Annotated in this window: 16 protein-coding genes; 2 read left to right on the forward strand and 14 right to left on the reverse strand. The window is 72.7% G+C overall.

Features of this window, described 5'->3' with window-relative positions:
- The first annotated feature begins 199 nt into the window (after positions 1 to 199).
- Positions 200 to 1021 carry a DUF559 domain-containing protein gene (locus tag ACN27D_RS09790; protein WP_421498962.1) on the forward strand — a complete coding sequence of 274 codons (822 nt, stop codon included), beginning with the start codon at positions 200 to 202 and terminating at the stop codon, positions 1019 to 1021.
- A gap of 493 nt (positions 1022 to 1514) precedes the next feature.
- Here the strand turns inward: ACN27D_RS09790 and ACN27D_RS09795 are convergent, their stop codons facing one another.
- The 4 genes from ACN27D_RS09795 to ACN27D_RS09810 are packed head-to-tail and all read right to left on the reverse strand — an operon-like array spanning position 1515 to position 5617.
- Positions 1515 to 2477 (reverse strand): aldo/keto reductase, encoded by a 963-nt coding sequence (locus ACN27D_RS09795; RefSeq protein ID WP_421498963.1) that lies wholly within the window; start codon positions 2475 to 2477, stop codon positions 1515 to 1517.
- Position 2478: 1 nt separating this feature from the next.
- The gene (locus ACN27D_RS09800) at positions 2479 to 3294 is read right to left on the reverse strand and encodes a nucleotidyltransferase family protein (RefSeq protein ID WP_421498964.1); all 816 of its coding nucleotides are present in this window, start codon (positions 3292 to 3294) and stop codon (positions 2479 to 2481) included.
- Entirely contained in the window at positions 3291 to 4970 is a 1680-nt protein-coding gene (locus ACN27D_RS09805; protein ID WP_252449594.1) for an ABC-F family ATP-binding cassette domain-containing protein, read from the reverse strand. Before ACN27D_RS09805 ends, ACN27D_RS09800 begins: the two co-directional genes overlap by 4 nt.
- A 41-nt stretch (positions 4971 to 5011) precedes the next feature.
- Positions 5012 to 5617: a class I SAM-dependent methyltransferase gene (locus tag ACN27D_RS09810; RefSeq protein WP_357896541.1), complete on the reverse strand. Its 606-nt coding sequence runs from the start codon at positions 5615 to 5617 to the stop codon at positions 5012 to 5014.
- A gap of 125 nt (positions 5618 to 5742) precedes the next feature.
- On the opposite strand from ACN27D_RS09810, the gene ACN27D_RS09815 reads away from it, so the two are divergent.
- Complete coding sequence (locus ACN27D_RS09815; RefSeq protein ID WP_421498965.1) at positions 5743 to 6963, forward strand: hypothetical protein; 1221 nt, start codon at positions 5743 to 5745, stop codon at positions 6961 to 6963.
- A 7-nt stretch (positions 6964 to 6970) separates the two neighbouring features.
- Here the strand turns inward: ACN27D_RS09815 and truA are convergent, their stop codons facing one another.
- The 10 genes from truA to map all read right to left on the reverse strand — a co-directional run bounded on the left by truA (position 6971) and on the right by map (position 13365).
- Positions 6971 to 7804, reverse strand: coding sequence for a tRNA pseudouridine(38-40) synthase TruA (gene truA, locus ACN27D_RS09820; RefSeq protein WP_421498966.1), 834 nt, complete (start codon positions 7802 to 7804; stop codon positions 6971 to 6973).
- A gap of 70 nt (positions 7805 to 7874) precedes the next feature.
- Complete coding sequence (gene rplQ, locus ACN27D_RS09825; protein WP_013288611.1) at positions 7875 to 8435, reverse strand: 50S ribosomal protein L17; 561 nt, start codon at positions 8433 to 8435, stop codon at positions 7875 to 7877.
- A gap of 34 nt (positions 8436 to 8469) precedes the next feature.
- A complete protein-coding gene (locus ACN27D_RS09830) occupies positions 8470 to 9492 on the reverse strand; it encodes a DNA-directed RNA polymerase subunit alpha (RefSeq protein ID WP_007073009.1) in 1023 nt (340 codons plus the stop codon).
- A gap of 95 nt (positions 9493 to 9587) precedes the next feature.
- Positions 9588 to 10214, reverse strand: a complete 627-nt coding sequence (rpsD, locus tag ACN27D_RS09835; protein ID WP_120573092.1) for a 30S ribosomal protein S4 — start codon at positions 10212 to 10214, stop codon at positions 9588 to 9590.
- Between the two features lie 14 nt (positions 10215 to 10228).
- Entirely contained in the window at positions 10229 to 10636 is a 408-nt protein-coding gene (gene rpsK / locus ACN27D_RS09840) for a 30S ribosomal protein S11 (protein ID WP_013288613.1), read from the reverse strand.
- 18 nt (positions 10637 to 10654) lie between these two features.
- A complete protein-coding gene (gene rpsM, locus ACN27D_RS09845; protein ID WP_013288614.1) occupies positions 10655 to 11035 on the reverse strand; it encodes a 30S ribosomal protein S13 in 381 nt (126 codons plus the stop codon).
- Positions 11036 to 11246: 211 nt separating this feature from the next.
- Positions 11247 to 11360 (reverse strand): 50S ribosomal protein L36, encoded by a 114-nt coding sequence (gene rpmJ, locus ACN27D_RS09850; protein WP_012184307.1) that lies wholly within the window; start codon positions 11358 to 11360, stop codon positions 11247 to 11249.
- A 90-nt stretch (positions 11361 to 11450) separates the two neighbouring features.
- Positions 11451 to 11672 carry a translation initiation factor IF-1 gene (infA, locus tag ACN27D_RS09855; RefSeq protein WP_007073013.1) on the reverse strand — a complete coding sequence of 74 codons (222 nt, stop codon included), beginning with the start codon at positions 11670 to 11672 and terminating at the stop codon, positions 11451 to 11453.
- Between the two features lie 232 nt (positions 11673 to 11904).
- On the reverse strand, positions 11905 to 12447 hold the full coding sequence (locus ACN27D_RS09860) for a DUF1707 SHOCT-like domain-containing protein (RefSeq protein ID WP_421498967.1): 543 nt from the start codon (positions 12445 to 12447) through the stop codon (positions 11905 to 11907).
- Positions 12448 to 12510: 63 nt separating this feature from the next.
- Positions 12511 to 13365, reverse strand: a complete 855-nt coding sequence (gene map / locus ACN27D_RS09865) for a type I methionyl aminopeptidase (protein ID WP_120573090.1) — start codon at positions 13363 to 13365, stop codon at positions 12511 to 12513.
- Positions 13366 to 13436: the final 71 nt, after the last annotated feature.

Consider the following 13436-nt stretch of genomic DNA (forward strand, 5'->3'; position numbering starts at 1 on the left):
GTACGACGCCTCCCGCCCGGACGGAAGCCCGGGTGAGGTTTTTCCCAGGAACCAGCCGTCCGCCGGATCGGGGCAGCGGGTGACCGTCCCGTCACGACACGCTGCCGGGATGTCCGTTCCCGCCCGTGTCCCGCGCCGCCTGGCGACAGTGCCGTTCCGGGGCGGCCGTGCCGTCTCCGAAGGGCTGCTCACCTGAACGATGCTGCGCGGGCCGACGTGGATCCGCCTGCTCCCGGACGTGTACGTGCACCGGGACGGACACCGCGCCGACGACCACCGGATGTGGTGCGAGGCGGTGGCGTTGCGCCTGCCGCCGGGTGCCGTGCTGGCGGGACGCAGCGCCGCCTGGTTGTCCGGCGCGGACGTGCTCACCCGCGACGCACCGGTGACGGTGCTGCTGCCGGCGGCCGCGCGACTGCGACCGCACCCACGGATGCGGGTGGTCCGATCACCGCTGCCCGATCGGGACCGCACCCTCGCCGGCTGGCTGCCGGTCACCACCCCGCTGCGTACCGCGTTCGACCTGGGCCGGCAGGGCCCACTCGCCGAGGCGCTGGTCGCCGTCGACGCGCTGCTGCGCCGCCGGGTCGTGGAGCTGCCCGTCCTGCGGGCCTACGCCGCCGACCGGCCGGGCTGGCCGGGCGCTCCACTGCTGCGCGAGGTGCTGGCGCTGGCCGAGCCGCTGAGCGAGTCCCCGATGGAGACGCGGCTGCGGCTGCTCCTGCTCGACGCGGGCCTCGGCCCGCTCACCGCCCAGCACGAGGTACGCGCCGGCGGGCGCTTCGTGGCCCGGGTGGACCTGGCCTGGCCCGCTCTGCGCCTCGCGGTCGAGTACGACGGCGACCACCACCGCGAACGGGCTCACTTCCGGCGGGACGTGGCACGCCTGAACGCGCTCCGCGCCGCCGGGTGGGTCGTGCTGCGGTTCACCGCCGACGACGTGCTCCGCCGTCCCGACGCCACAGTGGCCCTGGTACGCCAGGCCCTGGCAGAACGTCGCGCCGCCGAGGCGCACCACTGACCCGTGCCCGCAGCCCGCAGCCCGCAGCCCGCAGCCCGCAGCCCGCAGCCCGCAGCCCGCAGCCCGCAGCCCGCAGCCCGCAGCCACGAGTCTCGCCCCGCCGCACCCCCGGCCCGGCCACCGCCACCCGGTGCCGAGCCGAGCCGAGCCGAGCCGAACCGGACCGAGCCGAGCCGAGCCGGGTCGCCCGAGACACCACGGGCGTCAGGAGGCCGCCGCAGACACCTATGGCGTTCCACTCGCGGCTGAATCTGGCGAGGAGTGGAACGCCATAGGTGTCTCAAGGCCCTTTTGACACCCATACCGTTCCAGCCATCGTGAGCGCTGCCTCTGAGTGGAACGCCATGGGTGCCTCCGCGCGGGCGGGCCACGGTGGGCGCACGCCCGCCGCGCGGGGCGAGCCCTGACGCTCACACGCCGACGAGCGGGCGCACCTGCGAGGCGCGAGCGGACGCCCGACGCGCGGGAGGGCGCGTCGGCACCGGCGGGGACGTCAGAGGATGGCGTCCAGGGCGTCCAGGTCCTCGTCGCTGGGCTGCCAGGTGCCGGCGTCGGCGTTGGCCTTCACCTGCTCGGGAGTGGTCGCCCCGGCGATCACCGAGGTCACCGCGGGACGGGCCGCCAGTCCACCGATGGCCACCTGGAGCATGCTGATCCCGCGCTCGGCCGCGTACGCCTCGATCGCCTCGATGACGTCCCAGCGCGCGGCGGCCAGCCGCTCGGCGTACCGGCCGCCACCGGCCAGGCGGCTGCCCGCCGGGGGCGCCTCGCCCCGCTTGTACTTGCCGGTGAGCAGCCCGTTGGCGAGCGGGAAGAACGGCAGCATGCCGAGGCCGAACCGCTCGCAGGCCGGGATCACCTCGTCCTCCACCCCGCGTTCCACCAGCGAGTAGTGGTTCTGCGCGGAGATGAACCGGGTACGCCCCTGCGACGACGCGGTCCAGTCGGCGTCGGCGATCTGCCACCCGGCGAAGTTGGAGTTGCCGAGGTAGCGCACCTTGCCGGCGGTCACCAGGTCGTCCAGCGCGGCGAGCGTCTCGTCGATCGGGGTGCCCGGGTCGGGCTCGTGCATCTGGTACAGGTCGATGTGGTCGGTGCCGAGCCGGCGCAGCGACGCCTCGACGGCGCGGGCGATGTAGCGGCGGGAGCCCCGGGCGCCGTGGTCGGGCCCGTTCGCGCCGTTCATGTCCATGCCGAACTTGGTGGCCACCACCACGTCGTCGCGGCGGCCCTTGAGCGCCTGGCCGAGCAGTTCCTCGGAGGCGCCCTGCGGCTCGCCGTAGATGTCGGCGGTGTCGAAAAAGTTGATCCCGGCGTCGAGCGCTGCGTCCACCACCGCGCGGGTGCCGTCGAGGTCGAGTTTACGGCCGAAGTTGTTGCAGCCGATACCGACCACTGACACCACGAGCCCGGAGTCGCCCAGCCGGCGATAGGTCATCTCACTCACGAGATCCACCCTATGCCCGCTCCCCGGGTGTCACCCGGAGAGCGGCGGCCAGCACCCGGGCGTCACCGATGGTCGCCGCCAACTCCTCGGGGGTACGCCCCACCGCGCCCAGCAGCGCCTGCGCCCGCTCGGCGAAGTCCGGCGGCGCACCCGGCAGGCGCCCGGCGGAGGCGATCATGCCCTTCTCGTTCACCAGCCACCGTCCGGCCCGGCCGTGCAGCGCGTGGACCAGCACCCCGACCACCCGGAACAGGCAGCCCGCCACGTAGCCGGCGTCGCCCCCGGCCGCGCCCTTGGCCGCGCCGTCGAGCAGCAGCCCGGTCTCCCAGCCACCGGCCACCAGCGCGGCGCCGAGCGCGGGCGGGTAGTCGACGGTCTCGGCGCGCAGCGCGGTCAGCTCGCCGGTCGGGTCGCCGAGCACCCGTCCGAGCGCCACCTCCCCGGCGTACGTGTGGGAGTAGAAGCCGAGCGGGTGCCCGGCCTGCGCCTCGACCGTGTAGCGGCCGGCCCGGCAGTCCGCCCAGACCCGGTGCACCCGGTCCAGGTCCCGGTAGATCCAGTCCACGGCGACCCCGCCGACGCGCAGCCAGCCGCCCCCGTCGACCCACGGTCCCCAGCCGCCCGGGGCGGTGAGGTCCACCGGCCCGTCGGCGATGGAGGCGGCCACCGCGCGCAGCCCGGCCAGGTCGGGCGTACCCCGGTAGTAGAGGCCCAGGTCCCAGTCGGAGTCGGGCCGGTGATCGCCGCGGGCGCGGCTGCCGCCGAGCGCCACCGCGACCACCCCGTCGACCGCGCACAGCCGGTCGACCACGTCCTGGTCGATCACCCCACGTCCCAGACCGGCTCCGGCGTCTCGACCACGTCGCCGTCGCCGCGGAACAGCACGAACCGGTCGAAGGTACGGGTGAACCACCGGTCGTGGGTGACAGCGACCACCGTCCCCTCGAACGCGGTCAGTCCGGCCTCCAGCGCCTCGGCCGAGGCCAGGTCGAGGTTGTCGGTGGGCTCGTCGAGCAGCAGCAGCGTCGCCCCGGACAGCTCCAGCAGCAGCACCAGGAACCGGGCCTGCTGCCCGCCGGAGAGCGTGCCGAACCGCTGGTCGCCCTGACCGGCCAGCTCGTACCGGGACAGCGCCGCCATGGCCGCGTGCCGGTCCATGCCGGCACGGTGGTCGTCGCCGCGCCACAGCACCTCGACGAGCGTCTTGGCCGTCAGCTCGGGCCGGTCGTGGGTCTGCGAGAAGTGCCCGGGCCGGACCCGGGCGCCGAGCCGGACCATGCCGCCGTGCGCGACGGGCGCGAGCGCGGCGGCGCCGTCGACCGGGGTGTTGCCGGGCTCCGGGTCGGTGCCGCCCCGGGCCAGCAGGCGCAGGAAGTGCGACTTGCCGGTGCCGTTCGCGCCCAGCACCGCGACCCGGTCGCCGTACCAGAGTTCCAGGTCGAACGGGTACGTCAGGCCGTCCAGCTCCAGCTGCTCGGCGATCACCGCGCGTTTGCCGGTCCGCCCGCCGGTCAGGCGCATCCGGATGTCCTGGTCCTTCGGGGGTACGGGCGGCGGCCCGGCCTCCTCGAACTTGCGCAACCGGGTCTGCGCGGCCTGGTAGCGGGAGGCCATCCCGTCGTTGTACGCGGCCTTCTGCTTGTACATCAGCATCAGCTCGCGCAGCTTCTGGTGTTCCTCGTCCCAGCGTTTGCGCAGCTCGTCGAGGCGGGCGTGCCGGGCCACCCGGGCGTCGTGCCAGCTCGCGAATCCGCCCGGGTGCACCCAGGCGCTGCCGCCCTCCACCGCGACGACCCGGTCGGCGGTCTGCGCCAGCAGTTCCCGGTCGTGCGAGACGTAGAGCACGGACTTGCCCGACTCGCGCAGCCGCGCCTCCAGCCAGCGTTTGCCGGGTACGTCGAGGAAGTTGTCCGGCTCGTCGAGCAGCAGCACCTCGTCCGGGCCGCGCAGCAGCAGCTCCAGCGCGAAGCGCTTCTGCTGGCCGCCGGAGAGCGTGCGTACCGGCCGTTCCCGGGCGCTGTCCCAGGGCAGGTCGAGCACGATGGTGGCGACGGTGTCGAAGAGGACCTCGGCGTCGTACCCGCCGGTCTCGCCCCAGGCGGCGAGCGCTTCGGCGTACGCGAGCTGGGTCTTGGCGGCGGCGGAGCTGTACTTGCCGCGGACCTCGGCCGCCCGCATGGCCGCCTCGGTCTCGGCGAGCCGCCGTCCGGCGTCGCGCAGCGCCGGCGGCGCGAGCGACAGGGCCAGGTCGGCGAGCGTGGACTCGTCGCCGATCATGCCGATGAACTGCCGCATGACGCCGAGCCCGCCGGAGCGGGCGATCGCGCCGGTCTTGACCGGCAGGTCACCGGCGACCATCCGCAGCAGCGTGGTCTTGCCGGCGCCGTTCGGGCCGACCAGCGCCACCTTGGCACCCTCACCGACCCGGAACGAGACGTCGCTGAACAGCTCACGCCCGTCCGGGAGGATGTGCCCGGCTCCTGCCACGTCCACGTATCCCACGCGGGCATCCTGCCCGAGCCGGGGCGGTGGACGACACCGGATTACCGGGTGACCCGCAGCACCCGGTAGCCCTTCTGGCTGGCGTGCCGCGCGACCGACCAACCCTGCTCGACCAGCCAGCGGTGCAGCGAGTCGCCGCCGAGGTGCCGGGCGACGACGAGCCAGGCCACGCCGTCCGGGGCGAGCCGGGGCAGCCAGCGCAGCAGCAGGCCGTGCAGCTCCGCCTTACCGATGTGGATCGGCGGGTTGGACCAGATCTGGGTGAAGGTGACGTCGTCGGGCAACTCGTCGGGCGCGACGGCGCGTACCCGGTCGGCGGCGCCGACCCGGGCCGCGTTGGCGGTGGTGAGGGCGCGGGCGCGCTCGTTGACGTCCACCGCCCAGACGGTCGCCTTCGGCGCGGTGGTGGCCAGGACGCAGGTGATCGGGCCGAAGCCGCAGCCGATGTCGAGCAGCGCGCCGGTGACGTCGGCGGCCGGCAGGTCGGCCTTGCGCAGCAGCACGGCGGTGCCCGGGTCGAGCCGGTCGGCGGAGAAGACGCCGCCGGCCGAGGCGAGCGTGTAGTCGCGCCCGGCGACTGTGAACTCGACCTCGCGCGGGCGGGCCGGGGTCGAGGGCTCAGCGGTGAAGTAGTGGTCGCCGGTCACGCCCGCATTCTCGCACCGGGGCGGAGCGGTTCCGGCGACGGTGTCACGGGCGGGGTCGCACGCCACTCCGCCAGATTTTCCCGATATTACCCCTGAAAGGGACAATCAGTCCTACTCTATGCCACATGGTGTACCGGTACGAGTCCGATGAGGACGCCTTCCTGGAGTACCCGAAGCCCGGGTCGGCCCCGAACGGGCCCGCAGCCGCGACGCCCCCGCCCGCGGGTCCGTCACGCTCCCGCTTCCCCACGCCGTCGCTGCCCCGGCCGCCCCGGCCCACCGTCCAGCCGGCGCTGCCGCCGGCCGAGCAGCAGGCGCTGCCACCGGCCGGACCCGACGAGCAGGCGGTGGCCGACGACGCCCGTGCCCCGGTTCCCGCGCCCCCGGCCCCGGCGCCGACACCGGGGCGGCCCGCGCCACCCCGGGAGCCCTCCCCCGTGCCGCAGCCCGCGCCGCCCGCGCCGGCACCCGTACCGGCGGTGGCGAACCGGCCGACGGTGCCGATCCCGGCCAGCCCGACCGCCCGCGCCGCCGACGTCTCCGAGCTGCCCCGGACCCGGCGCGCCGAGCGCCGCGGCGGCGGCCGGTTCTGGCAGACGCTCGTCGGCGGCGCCGCCGTACTGCTCCTGCTCTCGCTCACCGGCCTGGCCGTCGCGGCCCTGCTCGACGAACGCACCGCCACACCGCCGGCCGGCCAGGCGACGCCGCAGCCGACCGAGTCGAGCACCCCGTCCGGCGTTACCGACCTGGACTCCCGGGACACCGACCAGGCGGCGCTCACCGCCAAGGAGGTCTTCCCGGCCAAGGACCTCGTGATCACCGACGGGAAGCCGGCCTACCGGGTGCTCAAGACCCAGGCCAGCACGAAGTGCCAGGTCGCGGCCACCGGCGAGATCGCCGAGCTGCTGACCCGGCTCGGCTGCAACCAGGTCGTGCGGGGCACGCTCCGCTCCCCCGACGGCGACCACCTGATCACCGCCGGTCTGTTCAACCTCACCGACGTGGCCACCGCCCAGCGGGTACGCGACCGCATCCGGCCGCTGCTCGACGCGCGCCAGGGACGGTTCCTCGGCATGGCGGCGGGCGACGGCACCGAGTCGGTGGAGAAGGCCGCCGCCCGGGTCGCCTGGCAGGTACGCGGACACTACGTCGCCTTCTGCCTGGTCACCCGCGCCGACGGGGAACGCATCCCGAGCGACGACGCGACCGCCCGCGAGATCATGTACGACCTGGTCGAGCTGCACCTCAACCGGGGTGTGCTGGACCGTCGTGCGGCCGGCGGCACGGCCGGGCAGCCCGACGCGGACTCGGCCGGGGACAGCGCCGGTCAGCGGGGCACGGACTGAGCCGGGCTCAGCCCTCGGCCACCGGCACCCGCAACCGGCGGGTCTCCTCGGCGCGGCGGGCGTACTCGGCCGGGTCGGCCGGGTAGCCCACCTCGACCAGGGCGAGGCCGTGCGCGGGCGCCACTGTCACCTCGCTGGAGCGCTCGCGCCGGGTCAGCAGGCCGGCCGGCCACAGGACCGGACGCCGCCCGTCGCCCGCCACCAGCATCGCCCCGACCAGGCTGCGCACCATGTTCTGGCAGAACGCGTCGGCCTGCACGGTGGCGACCAGGATCCCGTCCGGGTCGCGCCGCCAGTCCAGCCGGGTCACCTCGCGCAGCGTGGTCGCGTTCTCCTTGCGCCGGCAGTACGCGGCGAAGTCGTGCTCGCCCACCAGTCCGGCGGCGGAGGCGTTGAGCGCCGCCAGGTCCAGCGGCTTCGGCCAGGCCAGGGTGTCCCCGCGACGCAGCGGCTCGGCGCCCCACGGGGCGTCGGTGACCCGGTACTCGTAGCGCCGGAACGTGGCCGAGAAGCGGGCGTCGAAGTCGGCGGGCACCTCGGTCATCGCGCGGACCCGCACGTCCGGCGGCAGGAGCCGGGCCAGCCGCCGCAGCAACCGCCCCTCGTGCTCCCGCCACACCGCGGCGGGCAGGTCGAGGTGGCAGACCTGCCCGATGGCGTGCACGCCGGCGTCGGTACGCCCGGCCACTGTCAGGCCGGTCGCCGTGCCCGCGCCGAGCACCAGGTCCAGCGTCTGCATGAGCACGCCGGCCACTGTGCGCCGGGTCGGCTGGGGCGCCCAGCCGGAGAAGTCGGTGCCGTCGTACGAGACGTCCAGCCGCAGCCGGGTCCGCTCGTCCACCTCGTACCTCCTGTCGACGGCGACGGGCCCGGCACCCCCGAGGGGATGCCGGGCCCGGTCGAGCCTGATCTCAGGCCTTGTCGTTCTCGGTGGCCTCGTCGCTGTCCTCACGGGCGGCGGCGGTGTCACCCGACGCGGAGACCGGCGCCTCGGCGTCCTGGTCACCGGCGCTGGAGCGCGGGGTCTCCTCGGCCGGGGCCAGGGCCTCGACCTTGTCCTGCTGGGCGGCCTTGCGGGCGGCGGTCTTCTTGTTCGCCTTCGGCTCGGCGACCTGAAGCTCCTCCACCAGCTCGATGATCGCCATCGGAGCGGCGTCACCCTTGCGCGGACCGGTCTTCACGATCCGGGTGTAGCCACCGTTGCGGTTGGCGTACCGGGGCGCGATCTGGTCGAACAGGGCGTAGACCACGTCCTTGTCCTTGACGACGCCCAGCACGCGGCGGCGCGAGGCGAGGTCGCCGCGCTTGGCCTTGGTGATGAGCTGCTCGGCCAGCGGACGCAGCCGCCGGGCCTTCGTCTCGGTGGTCTGGATCTTGCCGTGCTGGAACAGCGCAGTGGCCAGGTTGGCCAGCATCAGCCGCTCGTGCGCGGGGCTGCCGCCGAGGCGGGGGCCCTTGGTGGGCGTGGGCATGCTTGGTGCTCCTCAGGTGTGGCGGCAGCGCGGACTAGAGCTGCTCGGTCTCGCGGTAGTCGTCGGTGTCGTAGTCCGCCTCGCCGAAGGCGTCCACGACGTGCGCCGGGTCGAAGTTCGGAGCCGAGTCCTTCAGCCCCAGGCCCATCCCGGCGAGCTTCATCTTGACCTCGTCGATCGACTTCTGACCGAAGTTGCGGATGTCGAGGAGGTCGGCCTCGGTACGCCCGATGAGCTCACCAACGGAGTTGATGCCCTCGCGCTTGAGGCAGTTGTAGGAGCGGACGGTGAGGTCCAGCTCCTCGATCGGCAGGGCCAGGTCCGCCGCCAGCTGGGCGTCCTGCGGGGACGGCCCGATGTCGATGCCCTCGGCGGTCTCGTCCAGCTCCCGGGCGAGCCCGAACAGCTCCACCAGCGTCGAGCCGGCCGAGGCCAGCGCGGTACGCGGGCCCATCGACGGCTTGGTCTCGACGTCGATGATCAGCCGGTCGAAGTCGGTCCGCTGCTCGACGCGGGTCGCCTCGACCCGGTACGTCACCTTGAGCACCGGCGAGTAGATCGAGTCGACCGGGATCCGGCCGATCTCGGCGCCCGCCTGCTTGTTCTGCGCCGCCGTGACGTAGCCGCGACCCCGCTCGACGGTCAGCTCCATGTCGAGCCGGCCCTTGCCGTTGAGGGTGGCGAGCTTCAGGTCCGGGTTGTGCACCGAGACACCGGCCGGGGGCTGGATGTCACCGGCGGTCACGTCGCCCGGGCCCTGCTTGCGCAGGTACATGCTGACCGGCTCGTCGTGCTCGGAGCTGACGCACAGCTCCTTGATGTTCATGACGAGCTCGACCACGTCCTCCTTGACCCCGGGGATCGTGGTGAACTCGTGCAGGACACCGTCGATCTTGATCGAGGTGACCGCCGCACCCGGGATGGAGGACAGCAGCGTACGCCGGAGCGAGTTGCCCAGCGTGTAACCGAAGCCGGGCTCCAGCGGCTCGATGGTGAACCGGGAGCGGGTCTCGTTGATCGACTCTTCGGAGAGAGACGGTCGCTGGCTGATGAGCATCTTTTCTCTTCTCTTCCGGGGCGCCCGCTATTTGACGCCCACGACACAACTGTTCCGGTGGCCCGCCCGGAAGGACGGGCCACCGCAACGAGCCCTTACTTGGAGTAGAGCTCGACGATCAGCTGCTCCTGGACCTGGGTGTCGATCACCTGGCGGGCCGGGAGCGAGTGCACGAGGATCTTCATCTGGCTCGGGATGGCCTCCAGCCACGCCGGAACCGACCGCGAACCGGCCTGAGCCTGCGCCACCAGGAACGGGGTGAGCTCCTTGCTCTTGCCCCGGACCTCGATGATGTCGTGCTCCTTGACGCGGTACGACGGGATGTCGACCTTCTTGCCGTTCACCGTGAAGTGGCCGTGCTTGACCAGCTGGCGGGCCATGTCCCGGGAGCTGGCGTAGCCGGCCCGGTAGACCACGTTGTCCAGCCGCGACTCGAGGATCTGCAGCAGAACCTCGCCGGTCTTGGCCTCCTTGCTCACGGCCTCTTCGTAGTAGCCGCGGAACTGCTTCTCCAGCACGCCGTAGACACGACGGGCCTTCTGCTTCTCACGGAGCTGGAGCAGGTACTCCGTCTCCTTCGTGCGGCCGCGGCCGTGCTGCCCGGGCGGGAACGGCCGGGACTCGAACGGGCACTTCGGACCATCGCACTTGCTGCCCTTGAGGAACAGCTTCATCTTCTCCCGCCGGCAACGGCGGCAGTCAGCACCGGTGTAACGAGCCATCTCTCTCTAACCTCTCAGACCCGGCGACGCTTCGGCGGACGGCAGCCGTTGTGCGGCTGCGGCGTGACGTCGGAGATCTGCCCGACCTCGAGGCCCACTGCCTGCAGCGAACGGATGGCGGTCTCCCGGCCGGAGCCGGGGCCCTTGACGAACACGTCGACCTTGCGCATGCCGTGCTCCATCGCGCGGCGCGCGGCGGCCTCGGCAGCGAGCTGCGCGGCGAACGGAGTCGACTTGCGGGAGCCCTTGAAGCCGACCTGGCCGGAGGAGGCCCAGGAGATGACCGCACCGGTCGGGTCCGTGATGGACACGATGGTGTTGTTGAAGGTGCTCTTGATGTGCGCCTGCCCGTGGGCGACGTTCTTGCGTTCCTTGCGCCGGACCTTCTTGACGGCGGCTCCGGCACGAGCCTTCGGTGGCATAAGTCTGTGCGCTCCTAGTTACTTCTTGCCGGGCTTCTTCTTGCCGGCCACGGTCCGCTTCGGGCCCTTCCGGGTCCGCGCGTTGGTCTTGGTGCGCTGGCCACGCACGGGCAGACCGCGACGGTGCCGGATACCGGCGTAGCAGCCGATCTCGACCTTGCGGCGGATGTCAGCGGCGACCTCGCGGCGCAGGTCGCCTTCAACCTTGTAGTTGCCCTCGATGTGGTTCCGGAGCTCGACGAGCTCCTCGTCCGTGAGGTCCCGAACGCGCTTGTCCGGCGAGATGCCGGTCGCGGCGAGCGTCTCCAGGGCGCGGGTACGACCGACCCCGAAGATGTAGGTGAGCGCGATCTCCATCCGCTTCTCGCGGGGGAGATCCACGCCGACTAGACGTGCCATGTGCGGGCGTACTCCTCGTGATGTTGTGGCGGAGGTGTGGACCCGTCCCACCCCGCTACCGGCCGTCCCTGTCCTTCCGGCGTCAAGAACGCCGGCGACCGGGATCGGTCGCTGCCCGAGCGGGCCCCGGCCTCCGACCGGGGGTCAACCACGAGGGGGTACGCGCTGCGCACCCGACCGCGGCTGGGACGAGCTGGTGATGTGTGGGGCGTCAGCCCTGGCGCTGCTTGTGGCGCGGGTCGGTGCAGATGACCATGACCCGGCCGTGCCGGCGGATCACCCGGCACTTGTTGCAGATCCTCTTGACGCTCGGCTTGACCTTCACGGTTGCCTTACTTCCCATCTGGCCCGGAGCCGCGGCGGTGCGCGATCCGGACGTCGAAGACGGACACGGGTCTCCCGGCCGCCGTCAGGCTTACTTGTAGCGGTAGACGATGCGCCCGCGGGTCAGGTCGTACGGCGAGAGTTCGACGACGACCCGGTCCTCCGGCAGGATGCGGATGTAGTGCTGCCGCATCTTGCCGCTGATGTGAGCGAGCACCTTGTGGCCGTTCGCGAGCTCCACCCGGAACATGGCGTTCGGCAGGGGCTCGATGACCCGACCCTCGATCTCGATTGCTCCGTCTTTTTTCGGCATGTCCTCCGCTGTCCTGACGTCGGTTGCTCCGGACGGCTCACAACGTCTTACACGGGTGAACTGACCAAGATCAGGAAACCCGCGCCAGCCGCGGCTCCGACTCCCACCGAAGCGCTGGGTGGGCATGGCGGAGTGGACGCTGTGCGCCGATCCAAAAGTGTACGCCGACCCGTACGTGCTCGCCAAACCGACCGGCGCGACTGTCACCCGGACGGCTCGGATATGACGCAGGTCACGTCTCCGGCAGCTCCCGCTTCGCCCGCCGGCGGGCCTCCCGCTCGACCTGCTTGCGCCGCCGGCGCTCGGCGTCGTGCTCCGGCGCCCCGTGGGCCAGCCCCTGGATCGTCTGGTAGAGCACCACGGCGCCCCACGGGCCGAGCACCCAGATCGGCCAGTAGTCGTCGAACTCGAACTCACCCTCACCGAGCTGGGAGACGAACCAGATCGCGCTGAGGATCAGGGCCACCTTCAGCCAGGGGCCCCAGACCCCCAGCAGCCAGGCGTTACGCGCGTTGACGGCCGCCCGGCCCGGCTCGGCCACCCCGCTCTTCCCGGTCGCGCGCGGAGCCGGCAGGGAGTTCTCCGCCGGCCGGGGACCGGGCAGGTCGGTCACCAACTCGTCCAGCTCGCCGTAGGTCTTGGCGCCGTACGCCTGCCGCAGCCGGTCGTCGTACTCGCCCAGGTCGAGCCGGCCTTCGGCCAGCGCCACCCGGAGTCGTTCCGCGGTGGCCTCCCGGTCCGCGTCGGCCGCCCGCATCCGGTTGCGCTCATCCATGGGGACAAGCATGGCACCCGATCGCCAAGGCGGCAGCACTCGACCGGGTACGGGGCAGCCCGCTCAGACCGCCGGAGAGTCGACGGATGTCTGCCGGGCGGTCACCAGGTCACCCAGACGGCCCCGTCCGCCGTCCTCGGCCGTGAGCACCCACACGCCGTCGTCCAGCAGCGCCATCGAGTGCTCCACGTGCACCGCCATCGACCCGTCCCGGGTCACCACGGTCCAGCCGTCGGACAGCTCGACGGTACGCGGCGAGCCCATGGTGATCATCGGCTCGATGGCGAGCGCCAGGCCGGGCACCAGGCGCGGGCCCTTGCCGGGGCGGCCGTGGTTGAGCACGTGCGGGTCCTGGTGCATCTCGGTGCCGATGCCGTGGCCGCCGTAGCCGTCGACGATGCCGTACCGGCCGCCCTTACGGACCGCGGTCTCGACCGCGTGGGAGATGTCGGTGAGCCGGCCCTTGCCGGAGGCGGCACCCCGCGCCGCCGCCGCGATCCCGGCCCACATGGCGTCCTCGGCCACCGCCGTCATCTTCAGCAGCGCCGGGTCGACCTCGCCGACCGGCACCGTGACGGCCGCGTCGCCGTGCCAGCCGTCCAGCACCGCGCCGCAGTCGATCGAGATCAGGTCGCCCTCGCGCAGCACCTGCGCGGGCGACGGGATGGCGTGCACCACCTGCTGGTTGACCGAGGAGCAGATCGACGCCGGGAAGCCGTGGTAGCCCTTGAACGACGGCACGGCGCCGGCCTCGCGGATGGTCGACTCGGCGATCGCGTCCAGGTCGGCCGTCGACACGCCCGGCGCCACCGCCTCGCGCATCCGGCGCAGGGCACGGGCGACGACCAGACCCGCGGCCCGCATCAGCTCGATCTGCTCGGGGGTCTTCAGCTGGATGTCCAGCTGGGGACGGCGCATGGTGGTGTTTACCTTTCGTTACGCGTACGCGGAGCAGCGGGGCACGTCGCACGTACCCCGCTGTTCGCACT

It is taken from the genome of Micromonospora sp. WMMD1274, assembly GCF_049179035.1.
Lineage (GTDB): Bacteria > Actinomycetota > Actinomycetes > Mycobacteriales > Micromonosporaceae > Micromonospora > Micromonospora tulbaghiae.